Here is a 22,271-nt window from a genome sequence, read left to right as displayed (position 1 = left end):
GAACGCTCGTCGAAAGCAGGTATGCGATGACGCAGATGTCCGAAAGACACACCGCGAAGGTCATCGGCGTCACCGTCGCCGCCGCGGTGGGTGGATTTCTCTTCGGTTTCGACAGCTCGGTCATCAACGGCGCCGTCGACTCCATCCAGGACCACTTCGAGCTGGGATCGTTCTTCACGGGCTTCGCCGTGGCGATCGCCCTGCTCGGATGTGCTGTGGGCGCGTGGTTTGCGGGTCGCCTCGCGGACCGCTGGGGCCGCAAGAAAGTGATGCTGCTCGGCTCGGTGCTGTTCGTGGTGTCCTCGCTGGGCGCCGGCCTCGCGTTCAGCGTCCCCGACCTGATGCTGTGGCGCGTCCTCGGCGGCCTCGGCATCGGTATCGCGTCGGTCATTGCGCCCACGTATATCTCGGAGATCGCCCCGGCCCGCTACCGCGGCGCGTTGGCGTCGCTGCAGCAACTGGCCATCACTCTCGGCATCTTCGCCGCACTGCTGTCGGACGCGGTGCTGCAGAACGCCGCGGGCGGCGCCTCCAACGAACTGTGGCTGAACCTCGAGGCCTGGCGCTGGATGTTCATCGTCGGCGTGATCCCCGCGGTCGTGTACGGCGTTCTCGCCCTGATGATCCCCGAGTCTCCGCGGTACCTCGTGGGCAAGCACCTCGATCAGGAAGCGGCCGACATCCTCGCGAACATCACCGGCGAGGTCGACCCGCACGAGCGCGTCTCCGAGATCCGGCTCACCCTCCGCCGCGAGTCGACAGCGTCGTTCGACGACATCCGCGGCCCCAAGTTCGGGCTGCAGCCACTGGTCTGGGTCGGCATCTTCATGGCCATCTTCCAGCAGTTCGTGGGCATCAACGCGATCTTCTACTACTCGACCACACTCTGGAAGTCGGTGGGCTTCACCGAGAACGAGTCGTTCACCACGTCGGTGATCACCGCCATCATCAACGTGGGCATGACGTTCGTCGCGATCCTGTTCGTCGACCGGATCGGCCGCAAGATTCTGCTCGAGGTGGGCTCGCTCGGCATGTTCCTGAGCCTGCTCCTGGCGGCGATCGCCTTCTCCCAGGCGACCGGCAGCGGGGACGACGTGGTGCTCCCCAGCCCGTGGGGGGCGCTCGCCCTGGTCGGCGCCAACCTGTTCGTGATCTTCTTCGCCGCCACCTGGGGTCCGATCATGTGGGTGATGCTGGGCGAGATGTTCCCCAACAACATGCGCGCCTACGCACTCGGCATCAGCACGGCGGCGAACTGGATCGCGAACTTCACGGTCACCCTCTCGTTCCCGCCGCTCACCCGGTCGGTGGGGCTGTGGTTCCTGTACGGACTGTTCGCGTTCTTCGCGTTGCTGTCCTTCTTCTTCGTCCGGTTGAAGGTCCGGGAGACGAAGGGAATGGAGCTCGAAGAGATGCACACCTGACCCAGCTGATACGGATCCGGCCGAATCACACTGTGATTCGGCCGGATTTCTCGTGTCGGGCGGTCGGTGTTACTGCTTCTCCGCGCGCTGCGCGTCGAGGTCGGCGACCACGCCGTTCTGCTGCCCGGCGGGCAGGTTCCCGAGGCCGGCGAACCACCCGGTGATCTGCCGGGCGACGTCCTGTGCGGTGAGACCCAGCTCGGCGTGGATCTGCGCGCGCGACGCGTGGTCGAAGAACCGCTGCGGAACACCGAGATCACGACAGGGGACGTCGACCCCGCCCGACCGCAGCGCCGCGGAGACGGTGGAACCGACACCGCCGTGCAGTCCGCTGTCCTCGACGGTGACGACCATCGTGTAGTCCTCGGCGAACTTCACCAGCGACTCCGGGACCGGCAGGACCCACCGCGGGTCGACCACGGTCGCCGAGATGCCTTGCTGCTCCAGCCGTTCCGCTGCGGCGAGCGCGAGACCGGCGAACGCGCCGACCGACACGATGAGTACGTCGTTCCGCCCGGAGGGGGCCCGCAGGACGTCGACGACACCGTCGAGACGGCGCACCGCGGGGACGTCGTCACAGACGGTGCCCTTCGGGAAGCGGAGCGCGGTCGGGCCGTCGTCCACCGCCAGCGCCTCGTCGAACTCCTCCCGCAGGGTGGCGGTGTCGCGGGGGGCGGCGACCCTCATCCCGGGGACGATGCCCAGCAGCGACATGTCCCACATGCCGTTGTGGCTGGCGCCGTCGCTGCCGGTGATGCCGGCGCGATCGAGGACGAGGGTGACGGGCAGTTTCAGCAACGCCACGTCCATCAGCAACTGATCGAAGGCGCGATTGAGGAATGTCGAGTAGACCGCGACCACCGGGTGCAGACCCCCGAGCGCGAGGCCGGCCGCCGACGTCACGGCGTGCTGTTCGGCGATCCCGACGTCGAACATGCGGTCGGGGTACTTCTCGCCGAACGCCGCGAGACCCGTCGGGCCCGCCATCGCGGCGGTGATCGCCACGATGTCCTGCCGGCGGCTCGCCTGATCGATCAGCTCGGCCGAGAACACGGACGTCCAGTCCGCGGCCGCGTTTCCGGCCGACTTACCCGTGACGGGGTCGATCACGCCCGTCGAGTGCATCTGATCGGCCACGTGGTTCTCGGCGGGCGCGTAGCCCATGCCCTTGCGGGTGACCGCGTGGACGATGACCGGTCCGCCGAACGCCTTCGCGCGGCGCAGCGCGGATTCCATGGCCGCCTCGTCGTGTCCGTCGACCGGTCCGAGGTACTTGATGCCCAGATCGGTGAACATCACCTGCGGGGCGACGGCGTCCTTGAGACCCGCCTTCATGCCGTGCAGAACCGAGTACGCGGTGCGACCCACCCACGGAAGCTTCTTGACGATGCGACGACCGCTGTCGAGGATGCGCTCGTATCCCGGCTGCAGCCGCAGGGCCGCGAGGTGGTCGGCGAGCCCGCCGATGGTCGGCGCGTACGAGCGGCCGTTGTCGTTGACGACGATGACCACCGAGCGGTCCTTGCCGGCTGCGATGTTGTTGAGTGCCTCCCAGCACATGCCGCCGGTGAGCGCGCCGTCGCCGACGACGGCCACGACGTGGCGGTCCTGGCCGGTCAGCTCGAACGCCTTTGCGAGGCCGTCCGCGTACGACAGCGACGCCGACGCGTGGGAGGACTCGACCCAGTCGTGATCGCTCTCCGCCCGGCACGGGTAGCCGGACAGGCCGCCCTGTTTGCGGAGCGAGTCGAAATCGTCCTTGCGGCCGGTGAGGATCTTGTGGACGTACGCCTGGTGGCCCGTGTCGAAGATGATCGGGTCGGCCGGCGAATCGAAGATGCGGTGCAGCGCGAGGGTCAGCTCGACGACGCCCAGGTTGGGGCCGAGGTGCCCGCCGGTCGCCGCGACCTTCTGGACGAGGAACTCACGAATCTCGGCGGCGAGCTGCTTCATCTCCGCCGAACTCAGCCGACGAAGATCGTCAGGCGTCTGGATACGGGCAAGAACACCCAACGAGATCGCTCCCTCCGTGATGCACGCGACCGTGCGTGCCTCTGCCACGTGGCTTTCGTGTCACGTCACAGTGGAACCAGTCTACGGAGCCGCGGAAGTGAGGGACACACGGTACCGGCCGCTGCGGCCCCGTAGTGCGGGTTCGTCCTCGGGCATTCCGGCCACAGCCGTGACCGGGTTCACACAATTGCGTCGCCGGGCGGGCCGGACGGAACGCCCGACAGCGTCGTGCACAGCCTCTAGGGTCGTCCCATGAGCACCGTCGTGGACGCGCTGATCGGAAAAGTCTTCACCGCAACCCAGGCGAATCGCAGCGGCGAGCTCGCCGACTACATTCCCGAGCTCGCCGCGGTCGCCCCCGACTCGTTCGGCATCTGCATCGCGACCGTGGACGGCTACGTGTACGAGGTCGGCGACACCCGGCTCCCGTTCACGATCCAGTCCATCTCGAAACCGTTCACCTACGCCCTGGCCCTCGCCGATCGCGGGTCCGACGCCGTGGCCGAGAAGATCGACGTCGAACCGTCCGGGGAGCCGTTCAACGAGATCAGCCTCGATCCGCGGACGGAGCGGCCCCGCAATCCGATGATCAACGCCGGGGCGATCACCGCGGCGTCGCTGATCGCCGGGCCGGACGTCGACACCCGGTTCGAGCGAATTCGATCGACGTATTCGAGGTACGCGGGACGGGACCTGACGTTCAACCGGTCGGTGTACGAATCCGAGTTCCGGACCGGGCACCGCAACCGGGCCATCGGCCACATGCTGCGCTCGTTCGACATCATCACGGGCGACCCCGACGAGGCGGTCGACCTCTACTTCCGCCAGTGTTCCCTCGACGTGACGTGCCGCGACCTGAGCCTGATGGCCGCGACGATGGCGAACAACGGCGTCAACCCCGTCACCCGCGAGACGGTGCTCGAACCGGTTCTCGTCGAGCGGGTCCTCAGCGTGATGTCGACGTGCGGCATGTACGACGCCGCAGGCAAATGGGTGTACGAGGTCGGGTTGCCTGCCAAGAGCGGGGTCGGGGGCGGCGTGGTCGCCGTCCTTCCCGGGCAGATCGGCATCGCGATCTACTCACCGCGCCTCGACGCCCACGGCAACAGCGTCCGCGGCGTCGAGGCGTGCCGGGCGCTGTCGAACGAGTTGGAACTGCACTTCCTGCACGTCACGCGCGCCGCCCGCGCTGCGGTCCGCGCCCGGTACTCCGTGACGGACGCCCCCTCGCGGATGCGGCGCTCCCCCGCCGAGCGCGCCGCCCTCGACGACGTCGGCAAGCGCAGCCGGATCTACGAACTGCACGGGGATCTGCTGTTCGCCGGCGCGGAGAGCGCCGTTCGCGAGATCGGCGCCGTCGAGGAGGAACTCGACGTGGTGGTCGTCGACGTCCGGCGTGTCGACGACGTCAGCGGTGTCGCACGCCGGATGTTCGAGACGCTGCGGGCCGACCTCGCCGCCCGTCGGTGCGCGATCGCGTTCGTCGACCCGGCCGGTCTGCTCGGCAACACTCACTCCGACCTGTCGGGGAAGTCGGGCCGGGTGTTCGCCGACCTCGACGCCGCCGTGCAGTGGTGCGAGGACATCCTGCTCGAACGGCACTGCAGCACGGCCCGTCAGCCGTCGTCCGTCACGATCGACCGGCATCCCATGCTGTCCAACCTCACCCCGGAGCAACTCCGGCGCTTCACCCGCGACCTCGTCACTCGCACCTATGCCCGCGGTGAACTCGTCCTCCACCGGGGCGACCGGGCCTGCGGGCTGTTCCTCATCCTGTCCGGGCAGGTCAGCTCCACGGTCACCGACCGGTCTGGTGCGGTGCACCGGATCATGACGTTGTCGGCGGGAATGAGCTTCGGGGAGATGACGATGATGCTCGACTCCCGGTTCCTCAACGACGTCCGGGCCGACACCCCGGTGACGGTCGCGGTGCTGACGTCCGAGCGCTACCTCGAAATGGCTTCGGAGGAACCGAAACTCAAGTTGGCACTGCTCGAGCGCCTCGCGTCGGGCGCCTACGAACAGCTCGACGTGATGCTGCGGTCCCTGCTGCGGCAGAGCGACAGCATGTGATCGGCTCCCGCGAGGACGCAGGGAAAACCCGTTGCCCAATTCGGAGAAATCGGACAGGCTGGGGGCTCCGGATCGACGACGCCGTAATCGAAAGCAGGGGGCAATGCTCACAGCGACCACGCTCGCCATCGAGACGACAGCGCTCGTCAAGACCTTCGGATCCACCCGCGCCGTCGACGGCCTCGATCTGGCCGTCCCGCTCGGCGGCGTCTACGGCGTCCTCGGACCGAACGGGGCGGGCAAGACCACCGCGATCCGCATGCTGGCCACTCTGCTGCCGCTGGACGGCGGAACTGCCACCGTGCTGGGGCACGATGTCGCGAGCGAACCGGACGCCGTCCGCGGGAAGGTCGCCCTCACCGGGCAGTTCGCGTCACTCGACGAGGATCTGACGGGCACCGAGAATCTGTTGTTGCTCGGCCGGCTGTACGGGTACTCCCGGGCCGCGGCACGCACCCGCTCCGAACAGCTGCTGTCCGCCTTCGGACTCGAGGAGGCAGGCAACCGGCAGGTGAAGAATTACTCCGGCGGTATGCGCCGGAGGCTCGACATCGCGGCGAGCATCATCGTCACTCCCGAGATGATCTTCCTCGACGAACCCACCACCGGACTCGACCCGCGCAGCCGCAACCAGGTGTGGGAGATCGTCCGCGCGCTGGTGGCCGGCGGGACGACGGTCCTGCTGACCACGCAGTACCTCGACGAAGCCGACCAGCTCGCCGACCGGGTGGCCGTCATCGATCACGGCAGGGTCATCGCCGAGGGCACCACCGGCGAACTCAAGGCGTCCGTCGGATCGGGCGCGCTGCACGTGCGCGTCACCGATGTCGCCACCCGCCCCGCGGCGGCGGCGTTGCTGCGGCAGGTGCTCGAGGTGCCGATCATCGAAGAATCCGACCCGGCCGCTCTCACCGCGCGCATCGACGACGCGACCCGCGTGTCGCGGGCGCTGCCCGCACTCGACGACGCCGGAATCGCCGTCAGCACGTTCGCACTGGGGCAACCGAGCCTCGACGAAGTCTTCCTCTCCCTCACCGGCCGACCCACCGAGGAGAATGCGTCATGACCTCCACCACCGACCGGACCGCCGACACCGCCACCGCTGTCGCCGACGTCCTGCAGATGCCCGGCCCGCGGCCGGCGCGACCCACCGCCTGGTCCACGTCGCTGTCGTTCGGGTGGCGGGCGCTGCTCAAGATCAAGCACGTCCCCGAGCAACTGTTCGACGTGACGATGTTCCCGATCATGTTCACGTTGATGTTCACCTACCTCTTCGGAGGCGCACTCGCCGGATCGACGAGCGCCTACGTCCAGTTCCTGCTGCCGGGCATCCTCGTGCAGACGGTCGTCATGATCACCATGTACACCGGCCTGACGCTCAACAAGGACATCGAGAAAGGCGTTTTCGACCGGTTCCGGTCGCTCCCGATCTGGCGGCCGTCACCGCTCGTCGGCGCACTGCTCGGTGACGTCGTCCGCTACACCATCGCCTCGATCATCGTCCTGATCCTCGGGCTGGTGCTGGGTTTCCGCCCGGACGGCGGTCTCGTCGGCGTGGTCGCGTCGATCGGACTGCTGCTGTTGTTCTCGTTCAGCCTGTCGTGGATCTGGACGATGTTCGCGATGCTCATGCGCACCGAACAGGCCGTCATGGGCGTATCGATGTTCATCCTGTTCCCGCTGACGTTCGCCAGCAACATCTTCGTCGACCCCGCGACCATGCCGGGCTGGCTCCAGGCCTTCGTCGGCGTCAACCCGATCAGCGCACTGGTGACGTCCATCCGCGGGCTCATGGCCGGGTCGGTGGAGATGGCCGACCTCGCCGTCGTCCTCGGTTGGTGCGCCGGTTTCGTGGTGATCTTCGGACCGCTGACGATGCGGCTGTACAACCGTAAGTCGTGACGGTGGCCACCCCCGATCCCGCCGAGCGCTCGGTGACGGTCCGCGGATCCGGAATCGTGTCCGCGGTTCCGGATCTCGTCCGCGCCACCGTCACCGTGACGGCAACACGTCCCGCGGTCGCTGCGGCGTTCGAGGCGGTGTCGCGGTCCACCACGGCCGTCACCGCTGTTCTACAGGGCCACGGCGTCTCGGGCCCCGATCTCGCGACCACCGGGCTGTCCGTGCACTCGGAAACCAGCTGGACCGAGGGCCGGGGCAGCGAGGTGACGGGCTACACCGCGGCCACGACGCTGCAGATCACCGTCCGCGCCGACGGCGCGTCCGCCGCGTCACCGGCACAGGTGGTGGCGGACTGCGTGGGCGCGGGCGGCGACGACATCCGTCTCGGCGGGCTCGAATTCGACTTCTCCGACCCCGCCGTCCTGACGGCCACCGCCCGGGAGCGGGCCTGGGCCGATGCGCTTGCGAAGGCGGAGCAGTACGCGTCGCTGTCGCATCGCGCGCTGGGCGAGGTGCTGGAGATCTCGGAAGTCGACACCGGCGAGGTGTCGCCGCGGCCGGCCGTGAAGGCGCTCGCGGCGGCCGATTCCCCGGTCCCGGTCGAACGGGGTGAGAAACCGACGCGGGTCGATGTCCGGGTGCGGTGGCGTCTGCTCTAGACCCGCGGTCCGCGCTGCTGCACCGACGCCGCGAACGTGTCACTGAGCTGCGTCAGCGCCGTCACCGCGGCCAGGGCCTGTTCCTGGGACCAGCCTTCGAGCATGCCGCGCAACCGTTCGGCGCGCCGTTCGGTGGTCTCGCGCAGAATGTCCATTCCGTTCGGCGACACCCGGATACGGGAGGCACGCTTGTCGTCGGGGTCGACTGTCCGGGACACGTAACCCGCCTCGACCAACTCCGAGATCTGCCGGCTGAGCGACGACTGACTGACGCACAAATCGGTGGCCAGTTCGTTCTGCCGGCATTCCCCCCGCGCGGCGAGCACGAAGAGCACGCTCGTCAATGCCGGTGCGAGCGGTGTCTCGCCGCCGGCGGCGACGACCGCCCGCAACGATCGCCCGAGTGCGAAAACCGCATCGACGAGCGCTTGCGCAGTATCTGCCTGTACCGACATCCAGTCCCCGTCCCACCACTACTTCTGTGCGGCTCGACTATACGTAAAGTTGCGTTCGGTAAACAACGAAGCGACCCGGCGTTCAGCGGGTCAGCAACGCGATGCACTCCACGTGGTGGGTGAGCGGGAACGCGTCGAACGCGCGGAGCCCGTCGAGCCGGAATCCCTGCCCGAGGTAGAGCCCGATGTCGCGGGCGAACGACGCCGGATCGCATCCTACGTGGACGACACGTTCGGCGCCCGCCGCCGCCACCGCATCGATCACGTCCCGCCCCGCACCCGCACGCGGCGGATCGAGCACCACCACCTGTGGCGGGGCGGTCAGACCGGAGATCGCGCGCTCCACCCGGTCGGCGTGGAAACGCACCTGCGGGACGTCGGACAGCGCGGCCTTCCCGTCCGAGACGGCCTGGCGTGAGGACTCGACGGACTCCACCTGCCCCGACGGTCCGGCATGTTCCGCGAGGGCCGCGGCGAACACTCCCACCCCGCCGTACAGATCCCAGGCGGTCTCCCCCGCCGACATCCCGGCCCAGTCGGCGACCACGGCCGAATACGTGTCCGCGGCGCCGCGGTGCGCCTGCCAGAACCCGGTGGCGGCGAGCGCCCATTCGCGGTCACCCACCCGTTCCACCGGACGACCCGAACCGACGACGACCCGCTCGGCGCGCGGGGCGCCACCGGCCGCGCGACGTGCCATGGCACCGCGCCGCCCGGGACTGGTCCGGCCGGTCCGCGACACCTTCGGCGGAGCGATCTCGACGACGTGCCGCTCCCCCGTGCCGTCGAGAACGATCTGCACCTCGCTGCCCGGCCTCCACTCTCCTTCGCTCACACCGTCATAGGCGGCGGCGTCGATCTGCGGGCACGCGAGGTCGGTGACGATATCCGAACTGCGGTGCCGGTGATAGCCGGGGCGCCCGTCCTGATCGACGGCGAGCCGTACCCGCGTGCGCCAGCCGGTGCCGTCCCCGGTGCCGGGCAGTTCCTCGACCTCCACGTCCCGCTGCACCCGCGCGAGCCGCACCAATTGTTCCGACACCACCTGAGACTTCATGTCCCGCTGCACGTGCAGGCTTGCGTGGGAGAAGTCGCAACAGCCCGCGCCACCCGGACCCGACACCGGGCACACCGGCGTAACCCGCTCCGGGGACGCATCGAGGATGTCGATCGCGTCGGCCCGGCAGTAGGATCCGCCGCGGTCTTCGGTGACGAGCGCCGTCACCCGCTCACCCGGCAGGCCGTGCCGGACGAAGACCACCCGGCCCTCGTGCCGGGCGACGACGAAACCGCCGTGCCCGGGGTTTCCCAGCCGCAGTTCGAGGCGGCGGTCCAACCAGTTCTCACTCAACGCGTCTCGCCCGTCACTTCTCGTCGGGTTCGTAGCCGCGGCGCGAGGCCCCGGCCGTGTATTCGATGTTCAGGGTCTTCGCCTTCTCGGACGAGTTCAGCTGCCACGGAACGCTGGTGACCATGACACCCGGCTGGAACAGCAGACGACTCTTCAGCCGCAGCGCACTCTGGTTGTGCAGGATCTGCTCCCACCAGTGCCCGACCACGTACTCGGGGATGAACACGGTGACGACGTCCCGCGGCGAGTCCTTGCGGACGCGGCGCACATAGTCGAGGACCGGTTTGGTGATCTCCCGGTAAGGCGACTCGATCACCTTGAGCGGCACCGCGATGTCACTCTTCTCCCACTGACGCACGAGCGCCCGGGTGTCGGGTTCGTCGACGTTGACCGTGATCGCCTCGAGCGTGTCCGGCCGGGTGGCCCGGGCGTACGCGAGCGCGCGCATCGTCGGCATGTGCAGCTTCGAGACGAGGACGATCGAGTGCGTCCGGCTGGGCAGCACCCCGTCCCATTCCTGCTCCTCGAGTTCCCGGGCCACGCTGTCGTAGTGTTTCCGGATCAGCTTCATCACGACGAAGATCGCGACCATGGCCACGATCGCGATCCACGCGCCTGCGGCGAACTTCGTGATGAGCACGATGACGAGCACGGCGCCGGTCATGGCGAGGCCGATGGAGTTGATCACCCGGGAACGCTGCATCCGCCGCCGCTGGGCGGCGTCCTTCTCGGATTTCAGGTGCCGGGTCCAGTGCCGGATCATGCCGGTCTGGCTCAGCACGAACGACACGAACACACCGACGATGTAGAGCTGGATCAGCTTGGTGACCTCGGCGCCGAACAGGACGACGAAGGCGATCGCGGCGCCGGACAGGAACAGGATGCCGTTGCTGAACGCCAGGCGGTCGCCGCGGGTGTGCAGCTGACGGGGCAGGTAGCGGTCCTGCGCGAGGATCGATCCGAGCACCGGGAACCCGTTGAATGCGGTGTTGGCCGCCAGCACGAGGATCAGGGCCGTGACGATGGCGATGAAATAGAACCCGATGGGGAACCCGCCGAATACCGTCTCGGCGATCTGCGCGATCAACGTCTTCTGGTGATACCCGTCCGGGGCGCCGATCAGCTGCTCCGCCGGACTGTGCGCGTACACGATCCCGATCTTCTGGGCCAGGATGATGATGCCCATCAGCAACACGACGGCGATCGAACCCAGCAGCAGAAGCGTGGTGGCCGCATTGCGGGACTTCGGCTTCTGGAATGCCGGAACACCGTTGCTGATCGCCTCGACACCGGTCAGGGCCGCACACCCGGACGAGAAGGCGCGCGCGATGAGGAACGCGAACGCGATCCCGTACAGGTGGGAATCCTCGGCTTCGAGTTGGAACCCGGACGATTCGGCCCGCAGATCCTCGCCCAGGACGAAGATCCGGAAGAAGCCCCACAGCAGCATCAGGACCATCCCGACGATGAATGCGTACGTCGGGATCGCGAAGGCGGCACCGGATTCGCGGATGCCGCGCAAGTTGATCGCGGTGAGCAGGACGATGGCCGCGACCGCGAACAGCACCTTGTGCTGGGCGACGAACGGCACCGCCGAACCGATGTTGGAGGCCGCCGAGGAGATGGACACCGCGACGGTGAGGACGTAGTCCACCAGCAGGGCGCTGCCGACCGTCAGCCCCGCGTTGGGTCCGAGATTGACGGTCGCGACCTCGTAGTCGCCACCGCCCGACGGGTAGGCGTGCACGTTCTGCCGGTAACTGGCGACGACCACGGCCATCACCGCGGCGACGGCGAGACCGATCCAGGGGGTGTAGGCGTAGGCGGAGATACCCGCCACCGACAGCACGAGGAAGATTTCCTCGGGGGCGTACGCCACCGAGGACATCGCGTCGGACGCGAAGACCGGGAGGGCGATCCTCTTGGGAAGCAGCGTGTGCCCGAGCTTGTCGCTCCGGAAGGGTCTGCCTAGCAGTAGCCGCTTTGTGGCGGTCGAGAGCTTTGACACTGCCAAAGCGTAAGCCGTCCGCGGAAAAGCTGGACCCTCACCCACCAATGTGTCCGGATTGCGATCTCTGTCGCGGTTGCTCTTCTGTCTGCGCACTGTACGGTTCGATTCGGTATGCACGTACTCGAGACGTGACACCAGAGCCCATGAACGGAGTACAAGGTGTATGTGGTCATCATGGGATGCGGCCGGGTCGGCTCATCCCTCGCCGGCTCGCTGACCCGGATCGGCCACGAGGTCGCGGTCATCGATCGCGATCCCGCCGCATTCCTGCGTCTCGAACCCGACTTCCCCGGCCACACCGTCGTCGGCATGGGGTTCGACCGCGACGTGCTGGTCAAGGCCGGTATCGAGCGTGCCGAGGCGTTCGCCGCGGTGTCGTCCGGCGACAACTCCAACATCATCTCCGCGCGCGTGGCGCGGGAAACGTTCGGCGTGGAACGCGTCGTCGCCCGCATCTACGACGCGAAGCGCGCCGCCGTGTACGAGCGGCTCGGCATCCCCACCGTCGCCACCGTCCCCTGGTCGACGGACCGCTTCCTGCACAACCTCACCCGCGACAGCCAGACCGCCAAGTGGCGCGATCCCTCGGGAACGGTCGCGGTCACCGAGTTGTCCCTGCACGAGGACTGGATCGGCAGGCCCGTCGCCGAACTCGAAGCGGCGACGAATTCGCGTGTCGCGTTCATCATCCGCTTCGGCACGGGTGTGCTTCCCGACCGCAAGACGGTCTTCCAGGCCGACGACCAGGTGTACATCGCGGCCGTGTCGGGAACCGTGGCCGAGGCGGTCGCGCTCGCGGGCAATCCCCCGCCCTCGGACAACTGACACAGTGAGAATATTCACGATCGACCACCCGAACGGAAGCACACGATGAGAGTCGCAATCGCAGGAGCCGGCGCAGTCGGACGCTCCATCGCCCGCGAACTGGTCCGCAGCGAACACGACGTCATGCTGATCGAACGCAAACTCGAGCACGTCGAACAGGAGTCGGTGCCCGAGGCGACGTGGGTTCACGCCGACGCGTGCGAACTGAGCAGCCTCGAAACGGCATCCCTCGAAACCTACGAGGTCGTGATCGCGGCCACCGGCGACGACAAGGCCAACCTCGTCCTCAGCCTGCTCGCGAAGACCGAGTTCGGGGTCAGCCGCGTGGTCGCCCGCGTCAACGACCCCCGCAACGAGTGGTTGTTCGACGAGTCCTGGGGAGTCGACGTCGCCGTGTCCACCCCCCGCATGCTCGCCTCACTGGTGGAGGAGGCGGTGTCGGTCGGCGACCTCGTGCGGTTGATGACGCTGCGCCAGGGGCAGGCCAACCTCGTCGAGGTCACCCTGCCCGACAACACCCCGCTCGCCGGAAAACCCGTCCGCAAGCTCCAATTGCCCCGCGACGCCGCGTTGGTCACCATCCTCCGCGGCGGCCGGGTGATCGTTCCCCAGCAGGACGATCCGCTCGAGGGAGGCGACGAACTGCTGTTCGTCGCCTCCGTGGACGTCGAGGACGACCTCCGGGCCGCCGTCGGGCTCTCGTGATCGCGGCGCGGGCGAGCGACTTCGCCGCCGGCGCAACGACTTAGAGCCCCACGGCGGGCACCGGCTACGGCCGGCCGGGCTCCTCGCGGGGACCGCCCGCCTCGGTGTCGTCGGTCGGCACGGCCGCCTCGGTACCCTCCGTCGGCAGGGCGGCCTCGGTGTCGTCGACCGGCACGGCGGCCTCCTCGGACGGGCCGGGTTCGACGATCCGGTCGGCCCGCCGCACCGCCCAGATCGTCACCAGCAGAGCCAATCCCGCCAACGGCCAGCCCATCGCGATGCGCGCAAAGGCGAGCCAACCGGTCTGGTCGGAATCGTAGAGTTGCGACTGCACGACGTACCGGGCCCCGAACACCAGCGCCCAGGCGGCCGTGGCGACGTCGTAGGCACGCACCGCGCCGCGATGCCGCCGCCAGAGGTTGCCGTGGCCGTTGAGGAACCCCCAGATGAGTCCGACGATCGGCCGGCGCACCAGGATCGAGATCAGGAACACCGCCCCGTACGCGAGGCTCGTGTAGATGCCGAACAGGAAGTACCCCTTGGCATCACCCGTGCGGTACGCGATGAACGCGGAGATGCCGACGCCGAAGAACCCGGAGACCGCGGGCTGGACGGGGCTGCGGCGCACGAGGCGCCAGACGAGGATGGCGACCGCGACGCCGAGGGCCGCCCAGATAGCCGGACCCAGGCTCCACACCGCGTTGACCGGGACGAAGACCAGGATGGGCAGGGTCGAATAGACCAGCCCGCTGATCCCACCGAGCTGTTCGAGTATGGATTGCTGCTTCGTTTCGGTCACTCGACGAGAGTGCCACACGAGACGGACCCTACGATTCGCCGCGCAGCTCGTAATACGGGTTGAAGATCACCTTCTGGCCGTCGCGTTCGCCGACGCGTCCGCGAACGAGGAGGGTCTTGCCCGGCTCGATCCCCGGAATCCTCCGCCGGCCGATCCACACCAACTTGATCTGTTCGGTGCCGTCGAAGAATTCGGCTTCGATGCTGGCGTTCCCGGACTTCGGACACGCTTCGACGCTGCGGAGCCGTCCCAGCATGGTGACCTCTTCACCGCGGCTGCAGTCGCAGGCACGTTGTGCGCCGGACGCCTGTGACGTCTCGGCCATTTCCTCGGCGTCCAGCTGCTCGAGGTCTTCGGTGAGCCTGCGAGTCAGCCGACGAAAATATCCTGCCGTGGCGGGTGCCATTGCGCGCTCCTGGAGCATGTGCGACGCGAGATCTTCGCGCCGCTCGTAGGGCTGTGTATTCGCCACTGTAGACCCATTGGTTCCCGGCAACCACACCAGCGGAAGGGGCGCTGCCGGGGACGAGGCAAGATCACCTCATGCCCTCTGATGACCGGCCGTCCGTGGCCGTAGTACTCCCGGGTACGGGATCCGACGCGGACTTCGTGTCTCGCGCCTTCACCGAGCCTCTGGCCTGCCGCAGAGTGCGTACGGTCGCAGTCCAACCCGACCCGCGACGGGTCGTCGGCAGCTATCTGGACGCGCTCGACGCCGCGGCTGCGCAGCATTCCCGGATCATCGTCGGCGGGGTCTCGATCGGAGCGGCAGTGGCGTTGCAGTGGGCAGGATCACACCCTCTGCACGCCGCCGGGGTCCTCGCGGCGCTGCCCGCGTGGACCGGGACCGCCGCCGACGCCCCCGCCGCCGCCAGCGCCCGGTTCACCGCCGCCCGGCTGCGGGCGGACGGCCTCGAACAGGTCACCGCCGAGATGATCGCCTCCAGTCCGCCCTGGCTGGGACGGGAACTGGCCAAATCCTGGCGATCGCAATGGCCGCACCTTCCGGCGGCACTGGACGAGGCCTCCGAATACCACGCCCCGAGCGCGGACGACCTGGGTCGCATCGTCGTGCCGGTCGGCATCGCCGCCGCCGTCGACGACGCGGTGCACCCACTCGAGGTCGCCCGCAGCTGGTCCGAACTGTTGCCGCATGCCGGTCTGGTCACCGTGACGCTGGACGAGATCGGTGCCGACCCGGCCGTCCTCGGTTACGCCGGTCTCGAGGCGCTGGATTCGGTACTGCACACGATCTGAGCTGCCGTCAGCGGCCGAGTTGCTGCATCGCAGAACCCGATTCGCCGCGACGCTGCTGCGGCTGGGCCGGGGGCTGGGGTGCCTGCGACTCGTCCTGAGAGCCCGGGCCGGGCTGCTGCGGGGCAGGTTGCTGCGCGGTGGCGCCCTGCTGCTGTGCCAGCTGTTGCTGGTGGGCGGCCGCCAACTGCTGAGCGAGCGCCTCCGGCAGGACCACCGGCAGCGGGGTCCGCACCGGGTTCGGCTCGTTTCCCCGCTTGACGACGGTGTCGCGCAGGATCGCCCGGGCGGTCGCGACGAGTTCCGAATCGGACGTGTTGCCACCGCTCGGTCCCGCGACCACGCACCGCACCATCCAGCGGTAGCCGTCGACGCCGATGAAACGCAGGTCCGCATTGGGGGTGACGGCGAACACCTCGCGGCCCCACGGTCCGCTCTCGACGCTCACCGTCGCGTTGTCGTTCCGCAGGGATTCGGCGAGGTCGCCGGCGACCTCGCGCCACTGGCCCGGCGACTTCGGGGCGGCATACGCCGCCACCGTGACGCGCCCGTGCTGAGTGACGAGGTGCACGGCCTGCGGCGAACCGTCCGGCGCCATCTCGACCTGCAACTGGGCCCCCTGCGGCATCGGCACGAGGACCGAACCGAGGTCCAGCCGGGTCCCCACCTCACCGACGGTGAGATCGGCGCCCGACTCCAGGTCGTCGGCGTCGTACGGTCCGCCGTCGACCTCGGTGACGGCGTCGAAGTCGTCGAATTCCGTGTCGTCGTCGGCGGCGTCCGTGTCGGCGTCCTCGAAGACGTCGGGCCTGCCGTCCTCGGCTTCCTTCTCCTTCTTACGACGTCCGAACATGATCAGGCTCCTTCACTGACATTGCCGACGAGGCTGGCGTGGCCGCCACTCGACCCGTGTCCGTCGCTACCGCGGGAGGTGCCGTCGAGGGATTCGACCTCGACGAACGACACCAGTTCGACCCGCTGCACCACGAGTTGGGCGATCCGGTCGCCGCGGCGGATCTCGATCGGCGTCTCGAGATCGTGATTGATCAGGCACACCTTGATCTCGCCCCGGTATCCTGCGTCGATGGTGCCCGGCGTGTTGACCACCGACAGCCCCGACTTGGCGGCGAGTCCCGACCGGGGGTGGATGAGTCCGACGGTGCCCAGCGGCAGCGCGATCGCGACGCCCGTTCCGACGAGGACGCGGCGCCCCGGCTCGATGGTCACGTCGAGGGTGCTGCAGAGGTCGACACCGGCGTCACCGTCGTGCGCACGCCGCGGCAGCGGAATGTCCGGGTCCAGGCGCTGAAGGGCGACGGGCGGAAGGGCGGGGGTCGCGGCGGAGGAAGGGCCGGGAGATAGGTCGCTCACGTGCACCGAGCCTACTCGCAGACACCGACTATCCTGGTCGGGTGTCAGAAACGTCCCGGCCCGATGTCGCGCCCACCGATCACACCTCGCCCACCCTGTACTCGGAGCGCCTCTGGGTGCCCGTCTGGTGGTGGGCGGTCGGGTTGTTCGTCGCGGGCCTGCTCGCCGCGGAGGTGCACATGGGTGCGCCGGGCATCCGCGCCTGGCTGCCGTATGTCCTGCTGCTTCCGCTGCCCGTGTGGGGACTCGTCTGGCTCAGTCGCCTTCGCGTCGAGGTCGTCGAAGAACCGAACGGCGTCCACCTGCGGGTCGGACAGGCGCATCTCCCGGTCGACGTCATCGCGCGGGTCGCCGAGGTGCCCGGTTCGGCGAAGAGCGCGGCGCTCGGTCGTCAGCTCGACCCCGCAGCCTTCGTGCAGCACCGGGTGTGGGTCAAGCCGATGGCACTGATCGTGCTCGACGACCCCGAGGACCCGACCCCCTACTGGCTGATCAGCACGCGTCGGCCCGCGGAGTTGCTGGCCGCGGTCAACCGTGCGCGCCCGCAGGCGGACGGCGACTGATCGGACGGTGGGCCTCCCACCGTCCGCCTCTCGTACTCGCCGCCGCTCAGGCCGCGCAGTCCCTGCACACCAGCACTCCGCCCGCCTCACTGGCGAGCCGGCTGCGGTGGTGCACCAGGAAGCAGCTCGAACACGTGAACTCGTCGGCCTGCTTCGGCACGACGCGCACCGAGAGTTCCTCGCCGGACAGATCCGCGCCGGGCAGTTCGAACGATTCCGCCGTGTCGGACTCGTCCACGTCGACAACAGCCGACTGAGCCTCGTTACGTCGCGCCTTCAGCTCCTCCAGCGAATCCTCCGAAACCTCGTCGGACTCTGTTCGCCGCGGTGCGTCGTAGTCAGTTGCCATGTCGCCTTCCCCTCATCTTCTTCCCTGTATCCCGGCCCGCGCGGTACGTCGAACCGTGTGCCGGTCGACCGTCCACCCGCAAACCGCCTCGGCGCAGATCACACCCTGCGGCCACACAACGCCGCAACGGATGGGAACGTGCCCGGAACCAGGCCCCGGAAACATGATCTACGCCTCTTTATTCATCTTCTGCCGACCCTCGTTCTGCACGCTTTGAACGACTGGGGCCGCCAGACAGTAGCCGAAGGAAGTACAAAAGTCGTAACCGAATCGGCCGATCGCGCAAATTGTCTGCTAATCGTCACCAACCCCAGAGCAAGCTGTGACATTCCACAACGGGGACGGGTTCGGAGTTATGACGCCGCGGGGATCTAAGGTAGGTGCCAAACCTGCGCCACGACGTGTGGCCAGGCCCTGTATCGGTGCGCTGTGCGGGCGATACGTCACGAGCGCAGTCTGTAGGAGAGGTCGAGGCACACTGTGGTTTCACTGATCACCGAAGGCAGCTCGCACGACGACAGGGGTCGTCCGTTCCGGCGGCGCCGGGCGATGCCGATCCTCGTGGTGTTCGCGGTCCTCGCCCTGCTCGGCGCAATCGTGTGGATCCGCGTACTCGGCGACGACGAGGATCTCGCCACCACGGTCGACTGCAATGCGCCCCAGCCCGCGGCGCAGCCGGTCGACCCCGCCGCCCCGCCGCAGCAGGCGCTGGGCGAACGCGTCGACGGTTCGATCCTGCGGGACGTGGAGCCTGCCGCCCTGTCCGCCACCAAGGTGCGCGTGTTCAACGCGAACGGCGAGCACGGGCAGGCAGCGCAGGTGGCCGCCCAGCTGAGCGACTACGGGTTCGCGAGCGCCCCCGACGTGCAGGCGGGCAACGACCCGGTCTACGTCGACCAGAACATGCAGTGCCAGGGGCAGCTGCGGTTCGGCCCCAACGGCGTCGCCGCCGCGAGTGCGCTCTGGCTGGTCGCCCCGTGCGCCGAGCTCATCGAGGACACCCGCACCGACGACACGGTCGATCTGGCGCTCGGAACCTACTTCCGCAAGATCTCACCCAACACCGACGCCGAAGAGGTGCTGCGGTCGCTGAAGGAACCGCCGTCCGGAACCCAGCCGGCGCCTCTCGACATCGATCTCCTGAAGGCGGCGCGCACCGCCCGCTGCTGACCGCCGGTCACACCTCCGGGATCGGGGCGTCCGCCCCGGTCTCGGCGAACAGCGCGTCCAGCGCATCGGCGATGCCGGGAGCGGCCGCCACCACCACCTCGCCATCCGCGCTGAACGTGTGCGGCGCGGGGATGCGCACGCGGGCTCCGGCCTCGGTCGCGATCAGCGACCCGGCGGCCCAGTCCCACGGACTCAGCCCGTGCTCGAAGTGGGCGTCGACCCGGCCGGCCGCGACCATGCACAGATCGAGGGCCGCCGAACCGATCCGGCGGATGTCGCGCACCTGCGGGAGGATGTCGGCGATGAGTGCTCCCTGCGCCTTCCGCCGTGCCGCGCCGTACCCGAATCCGGTGGCGAGCAACGCCATCGACAGGTCCGTCACGGGGTTGCACCGGAGTTCGCTCACCCGTCCGTCCGCGTCGGTGAGTGTCGCGCCGCCGCCGCGGGCCGCGGCGTACGTCGACCCGGCGGCCACATCGACCACGGCCCCGGCGACGGACACCCCGTCGATCTGGACGGCCACCGACACCGCGTAGGCGGGGACGCCGTACAGGAAGTTCACCGTGCCGTCGATCGGGTCCACGATCCACCGCACCCCCGCGACGGAATGTCCCTCTCCCCCACCCTCTTCGCCGAGGATCGCATCACCCGGGCGCAGCTCCGCGAGACGGTCCCGGATGACGTGCTCGCTCTCGGTGTCGACCACCGTGACCGGGTCCGTCGGGGTGCTCTTGGCCGTCACGGAATCGCCGGATCCTGCTCGCTCCCCGACGATTCCGAACACCGCGGGCCGCCTCGCGCGGACGTGCGCGGCGGCTTCCTCGGCCACGGCGACGGCGACCTCGAGCAGTTCGCGGGGATCGGTGCCGACGTGGCCGGACGGGGAGTCTGAACTCTGGGGTGCGTGCACGTACCCATCGGAACACACTTTCACTGCCTCACACCACCGCTGACGTTTTTCGCGCCCTGACGCACGGTGCCTCTCCGGTCGGCCCGTGTCACCCACCGAAGTCGTCTCGACGCACTAGTGTGACGAGCAGCAGAAGCGCGCCGGAGAACAGTCGTCGTCGACACGGAGGAGCACACGCCATGACCAAGACCGGGTTCGGTGTCGACGTCGGGGGCAGCGGCGTCAAGGGCGGCGTCGTGGATCTCGAGACCGGTGAACTCGTCGGGGATCGGATCAAGCTGCTCACGCCGCAGCCGTCCACACCGGAGGCGGTCGCGCAGACCGTCGCGGAGATCATCCACCAGGCGGAATGGAACGGACCGGTCGGTATCACCTTGCCCAGCGTCGTCACCGGCGGAGTGGCGCGGACCGCCGCGAACATCGACAAACACTGGATCGGGACGGACGCGCGCGCCCTGTTCGCCGACGCGCTCGGCGGCCGGCTCGTCACCGTCCTCAACGACGCCGACGCGGCGGGGATCGCGGAGGACGCGCTCGGCGCAGGCAAGGACGCGAAGGGGGTCGTCATCCTCCTCACGTTCGGCACGGGCATCGGCTCCGCGATCCTCCACGACGGCGTCCTGCTCCCCAATACCGAGTTCGGGCACATGGAGGTGGACGGCAAGGAAGCCGAGCACCGGGCGGCGTCGTCGGTGAAGGAGAAGAAGGATCTGTCCTACAAGGAGTGGGCGGCCGAGGTGACCCGCGTCCTCACCCGGTTCGAGAACCTCCTGTGGCCGGATCTGTTCATCGCCGGCGGCGGAATCAGCCGTAAACACGAGAAGTGGATTCCGCATCTGACCAACAGGACACCCGTCGTACCTGCTGCGCTGCTCAACACGGCAGGCATCGTCGGTGCTGCTCTCGCCGTCGAAACGGGCATCGCTCCGTAACTATTTCGGATGGGTCGTTACAATGGAAGGGCCCGGCTGCGCGCCGGCGAAACCAGTAGACCTCTCCGCCGGATGACCACTCTGGCGTGACGCCGCACGACACCGTCACGAAAGGGCGTACGTGGCAGCCACCGATACACGTCAGACTGCTGATTCGACTTCGGAGTCAGGACCGGAAGCACCAGTCGGAGCGGCAGCCCCCGGCACTGCTCCGGCAGCCGAAGACACTTCCGTGAAGAAGCCGGCGGCCAAGAAGGCGCCGGCCAAGAAGGCAGCAGCGAAGAAGGCTCCCGCCAAGAAAGCGGCAGCGAAGAAGGCGGGCGCCAAGAAGGCCACGGCCGGTAAGTCAGCGGACGGCGAGGACCTCGACGAGGACTCGGCCGACATGGAAGACATCGACATCACCGAAGGCGACCTGGCCGAGGTGGAGTCCGATGTCGTGGAGGTCGTGGCCGTCGGCGAGGACGAGGAGACCGAGGAGCCGTCCGAGAAGGACAAGGCCTCCGGCGACTTCGTGTGGGACGAGGAGGAGTCCGAGGCCCTCCGTCAGGCCCGCAAGGACGCCGAGCTCACCGCGTCCGCCGATTCGGTGCGCGCGTACCTCAAGCAGATCGGCAAGGTCGCCCTCCTCAACGCAGAAGAGGAGGTCGAGCTCGCCAAGCGGATCGAGGCCGGGCTATACGCGACGCAGATCATGCAGGAACTGTCCGATACCGGGGAGAAGCTCCCCGCCGCACAGCGCCGCGACATGAGCTGGATCTGCCGCGACGGCAACCGCGCCAAGAACCACCTGCTCGAGGCAAACCTCCGCCTCGTCGTGTCGCTCGCCAAGCGCTACACCGGCCGCGGCATGGCCTTCCTCGACCTGATCCAGGAAGGCAACCTGGGCCTCATTCGCGCGGTCGAGAAGTTCGACTACACGAAGGGCTACAAGTTCTCGACCTACGCCACGTGGTGGATCCGCCAGGCCATCACCCGCGCGATGGCCGACCAGGCCCGCACCATCCGCATCCCGGTGCATATGGTGGAGGTCATCAACAAGCTCGGCCGCATCCAACGTGAGCTCCTGCAGGATCTGGGCCGCGAGCCCACTCCCGAAGAGCTCGCCAAGGAAATGGACATCACGCCCGAGAAGGTGCTGGAGATCCAGCAGTACGCGCGTGAGCCCATCTCCCTCGACCAGACGATCGGCGACGAGGGCGACAGCCAGCTCGGCGACTTCATCGAGGACTCCGAGGCCGTCGTCGCCGTCGACGCCGTGTCGTTCACCCTGCTGCAGGACCAGCTGCAGTCGGTGCTCGAGACGCTGTCCGAGCGTGAGGCCGGCGTCGTGCGCCTGCGCTTCGGACTGACCGACGGACAGCCCCGCACCCTCGACGAGATCGGACAGGTCTACGGGGTCACGCGTGAGCGCATCCGTCAGATCGAGTCCAAGACCATGTCGAAGCTGCGTCACCCCTCGCGGTCGCAGGTGCTGCGCGACTACCTGGACTGACAGCCGTACC

The 22,271-nt window shown here is 68.3% G+C and carries 22 protein-coding genes; 12 read left to right on the top strand and 10 right to left on the bottom strand.

Going from position 1 to position 22,271, the window contains the following annotated elements; genetic code table 11:
• The first annotated feature begins 26 nt into the window (after window positions 1-26).
• Entirely contained in the window at window positions 27-1,424 is a 1,398-nt protein-coding gene (locus ACFTWF_RS01440; protein ID WP_378459508.1) for a sugar porter family MFS transporter, read from the top strand.
• A 69-nt stretch (window positions 1,425-1,493) separates the two neighbouring features.
• Here ACFTWF_RS01440 and dxs read toward each other — a convergent pair whose 3' ends face one another.
• The gene (gene dxs, locus ACFTWF_RS01435) at window positions 1,494-3,437 is read right to left on the bottom strand and encodes a 1-deoxy-D-xylulose-5-phosphate synthase (protein WP_378459779.1); all 1,944 of its coding nucleotides are present in this window, start codon (window positions 3,435-3,437) and stop codon (window positions 1,494-1,496) included.
• 252 nt (window positions 3,438-3,689) lie between these two features.
• Between dxs and glsA the strand changes: the two genes are divergently transcribed.
• From glsA to ACFTWF_RS01415, 4 genes are all read left to right on the top strand, one after another.
• Complete coding sequence (glsA, locus tag ACFTWF_RS01430; RefSeq protein ID WP_378459507.1) at window positions 3,690-5,510, top strand: glutaminase A; 1,821 nt, start codon at window positions 3,690-3,692, stop codon at window positions 5,508-5,510.
• 103 nt (window positions 5,511-5,613) lie between these two features.
• Window positions 5,614-6,576 (top strand): ATP-binding cassette domain-containing protein, encoded by a 963-nt coding sequence (locus tag ACFTWF_RS01425; protein ID WP_378459506.1) that lies wholly within the window; start codon window positions 5,614-5,616, stop codon window positions 6,574-6,576.
• Entirely contained in the window at window positions 6,573-7,412 is an 840-nt protein-coding gene (locus ACFTWF_RS01420) for an ABC transporter permease (RefSeq protein WP_378459505.1), read from the top strand. Before ACFTWF_RS01425 ends, ACFTWF_RS01420 begins: the two co-directional genes overlap by 4 nt.
• Window positions 7,409-8,071: an SIMPL domain-containing protein gene (locus tag ACFTWF_RS01415; RefSeq protein ID WP_378459504.1), complete on the top strand. Its 663-nt coding sequence runs from the start codon at window positions 7,409-7,411 to the stop codon at window positions 8,069-8,071. Before ACFTWF_RS01420 ends, ACFTWF_RS01415 begins: the two co-directional genes overlap by 4 nt.
• Here the strand turns inward: ACFTWF_RS01415 and ACFTWF_RS01410 are convergent.
• The 3 genes from ACFTWF_RS01410 to ACFTWF_RS01400 form a co-directional block, all read right to left on the bottom strand.
• Entirely contained in the window at window positions 8,068-8,526 is a 459-nt protein-coding gene (locus ACFTWF_RS01410; RefSeq protein ID WP_378459503.1) for a MarR family winged helix-turn-helix transcriptional regulator, read from the bottom strand. The two genes, ACFTWF_RS01415 and ACFTWF_RS01410, sit on opposite strands and share 4 nt — an antisense overlap.
• A gap of 82 nt (window positions 8,527-8,608) precedes the next feature.
• Window positions 8,609-9,877: a class I SAM-dependent RNA methyltransferase gene (locus tag ACFTWF_RS01405; RefSeq protein WP_378459502.1), complete on the bottom strand. Its 1,269-nt coding sequence runs from the start codon at window positions 9,875-9,877 to the stop codon at window positions 8,609-8,611.
• A gap of 13 nt (window positions 9,878-9,890) precedes the next feature.
• Window positions 9,891-11,885: an APC family permease gene (locus tag ACFTWF_RS01400; protein WP_378459501.1), complete on the bottom strand. Its 1,995-nt coding sequence runs from the start codon at window positions 11,883-11,885 to the stop codon at window positions 9,891-9,893.
• 162 nt (window positions 11,886-12,047) lie between these two features.
• Between ACFTWF_RS01400 and ACFTWF_RS01395 the strand changes: the two genes are divergently transcribed.
• Both ACFTWF_RS01395 and ACFTWF_RS01390 read left to right on the top strand, forming a co-directional pair.
• Window positions 12,048-12,713 carry a potassium channel family protein gene (locus tag ACFTWF_RS01395; protein WP_378459500.1) on the top strand — a complete coding sequence of 222 codons (666 nt, stop codon included), beginning with the start codon at window positions 12,048-12,050 and terminating at the stop codon, window positions 12,711-12,713.
• Between the two features lie 45 nt (window positions 12,714-12,758).
• Window positions 12,759-13,418 (top strand): TrkA family potassium uptake protein, encoded by a 660-nt coding sequence (locus ACFTWF_RS01390; protein ID WP_005240868.1) that lies wholly within the window; start codon window positions 12,759-12,761, stop codon window positions 13,416-13,418.
• A gap of 64 nt (window positions 13,419-13,482) precedes the next feature.
• Here ACFTWF_RS01390 and ACFTWF_RS01385 read toward each other — a convergent pair whose 3' ends face one another.
• Window positions 13,483-14,217 (bottom strand): DUF3159 domain-containing protein, encoded by a 735-nt coding sequence (locus ACFTWF_RS01385; protein WP_378459499.1) that lies wholly within the window; start codon window positions 14,215-14,217, stop codon window positions 13,483-13,485.
• A gap of 28 nt (window positions 14,218-14,245) precedes the next feature.
• Complete coding sequence (locus ACFTWF_RS01380; protein WP_005240856.1) at window positions 14,246-14,623, bottom strand: OB-fold nucleic acid binding domain-containing protein; 378 nt, start codon at window positions 14,621-14,623, stop codon at window positions 14,246-14,248.
• Window positions 14,624-14,760: 137 nt separating this feature from the next.
• On the opposite strand from ACFTWF_RS01380, the gene ACFTWF_RS01375 reads away from it, so the two are divergent.
• Window positions 14,761-15,474: an alpha/beta hydrolase gene (locus ACFTWF_RS01375; protein WP_378459498.1), complete on the top strand. Its 714-nt coding sequence runs from the start codon at window positions 14,761-14,763 to the stop codon at window positions 15,472-15,474.
• A 7-nt stretch (window positions 15,475-15,481) separates the two neighbouring features.
• Here the strand turns inward: ACFTWF_RS01375 and ACFTWF_RS01370 are convergent, their stop codons facing one another.
• Together ACFTWF_RS01370 and dut are read right to left on the bottom strand one after the other, a co-directional pair.
• Window positions 15,482-16,324, bottom strand: a complete 843-nt coding sequence (locus ACFTWF_RS01370; RefSeq protein ID WP_378459497.1) for a DUF3710 domain-containing protein — start codon at window positions 16,322-16,324, stop codon at window positions 15,482-15,484.
• Window positions 16,325-16,326: 2 nt separating this feature from the next.
• On the bottom strand, window positions 16,327-16,848 hold the full coding sequence (gene dut, locus ACFTWF_RS01365; protein WP_378459496.1) for a dUTP diphosphatase: 522 nt from the start codon (window positions 16,846-16,848) through the stop codon (window positions 16,327-16,329).
• Window positions 16,849-16,883: 35 nt separating this feature from the next.
• Between dut and ACFTWF_RS01360 the strand changes: the two genes are divergently transcribed.
• Window positions 16,884-17,405, top strand: coding sequence for a DUF3093 domain-containing protein (locus ACFTWF_RS01360; protein WP_378459495.1), 522 nt, complete (start codon window positions 16,884-16,886; stop codon window positions 17,403-17,405).
• Between the two features lie 46 nt (window positions 17,406-17,451).
• Here the strand turns inward: ACFTWF_RS01360 and ACFTWF_RS01355 are convergent, their stop codons facing one another.
• Window positions 17,452-17,754, bottom strand: coding sequence for a DUF4193 domain-containing protein (locus ACFTWF_RS01355; RefSeq protein ID WP_087555838.1), 303 nt, complete (start codon window positions 17,752-17,754; stop codon window positions 17,452-17,454).
• Window positions 17,755-18,234: 480 nt separating this feature from the next.
• Between ACFTWF_RS01355 and cei the strand changes: the two genes are divergently transcribed.
• Complete coding sequence (cei, locus tag ACFTWF_RS01350; RefSeq protein WP_378459494.1) at window positions 18,235-18,924, top strand: envelope integrity protein Cei; 690 nt, start codon at window positions 18,235-18,237, stop codon at window positions 18,922-18,924.
• A 7-nt stretch (window positions 18,925-18,931) separates the two neighbouring features.
• Here cei and ACFTWF_RS01345 read toward each other — a convergent pair whose 3' ends face one another.
• Complete coding sequence (locus ACFTWF_RS01345; RefSeq protein WP_378459493.1) at window positions 18,932-19,834, bottom strand: inositol monophosphatase family protein; 903 nt, start codon at window positions 19,832-19,834, stop codon at window positions 18,932-18,934.
• 179 nt (window positions 19,835-20,013) lie between these two features.
• On the opposite strand from ACFTWF_RS01345, the gene ppgK reads away from it, so the two are divergent.
• Window positions 20,014-20,766: a polyphosphate--glucose phosphotransferase gene (gene ppgK, locus ACFTWF_RS01340; RefSeq protein ID WP_378459492.1), complete on the top strand. Its 753-nt coding sequence runs from the start codon at window positions 20,014-20,016 to the stop codon at window positions 20,764-20,766.
• Window positions 20,767-20,887: 121 nt separating this feature from the next.
• The gene (locus tag ACFTWF_RS01335) at window positions 20,888-22,261 is read left to right on the top strand and encodes an RNA polymerase sigma factor (protein WP_185729346.1); all 1,374 of its coding nucleotides are present in this window, start codon (window positions 20,888-20,890) and stop codon (window positions 22,259-22,261) included.
• Window positions 22,262-22,271 lie beyond the last annotated feature (10 nt).

Origin of the sequence: Rhodococcus sp. NPDC056960 (assembly GCF_042674125.1) — a bacterium.
GTDB lineage: Bacteria > Actinomycetota > Actinomycetes > Mycobacteriales > Mycobacteriaceae > Rhodococcus_F.
The sequence above is the reverse complement of the archived record's forward strand: the minus strand, read 5'-3'. Positions and strand labels throughout refer to the sequence as shown.

Coding starts and splice junctions, on each gene's coding strand:
- ACFTWF_RS01440 (WP_378459508.1), top strand. CDS start 27: ATGACGCAGATGTCCGAAAGACACACCGCGAAGGTCATCGGCGTCACC.
- glsA (WP_378459507.1), top strand. CDS start 3,690: ATGAGCACCGTCGTGGACGCGCTGATCGGAAAAGTCTTCACCGCAACC.
- ACFTWF_RS01425 (WP_378459506.1), top strand. CDS start 5,614: ATGCTCACAGCGACCACGCTCGCCATCGAGACGACAGCGCTCGTCAAG.
- ACFTWF_RS01420 (WP_378459505.1), top strand. CDS start 6,573: ATGACCTCCACCACCGACCGGACCGCCGACACCGCCACCGCTGTCGCC.
- ACFTWF_RS01410 (WP_378459503.1), bottom strand. CDS start 8,526: ATGTCGGTACAGGCAGATACTGCGCAAGCGCTCGTCGATGCGGTTTTC.
- ACFTWF_RS01390 (WP_005240868.1), top strand. CDS start 12,759: ATGAGAGTCGCAATCGCAGGAGCCGGCGCAGTCGGACGCTCCATCGCC.
- ACFTWF_RS01380 (WP_005240856.1), bottom strand. CDS start 14,623: ATGGCACCCGCCACGGCAGGATATTTTCGTCGGCTGACTCGCAGGCTC.
- ACFTWF_RS01375 (WP_378459498.1), top strand. CDS start 14,761: ATGCCCTCTGATGACCGGCCGTCCGTGGCCGTAGTACTCCCGGGTACG.
- ACFTWF_RS01370 (WP_378459497.1), bottom strand. CDS start 16,324: ATGTTCGGACGTCGTAAGAAGGAGAAGGAAGCCGAGGACGGCAGGCCC.
- ACFTWF_RS01355 (WP_087555838.1), bottom strand. CDS start 17,754: ATGGCAACTGACTACGACGCACCGCGGCGAACAGAGTCCGACGAGGTT.
- ppgK (WP_378459492.1), top strand. CDS start 20,014: ATGACCAAGACCGGGTTCGGTGTCGACGTCGGGGGCAGCGGCGTCAAG.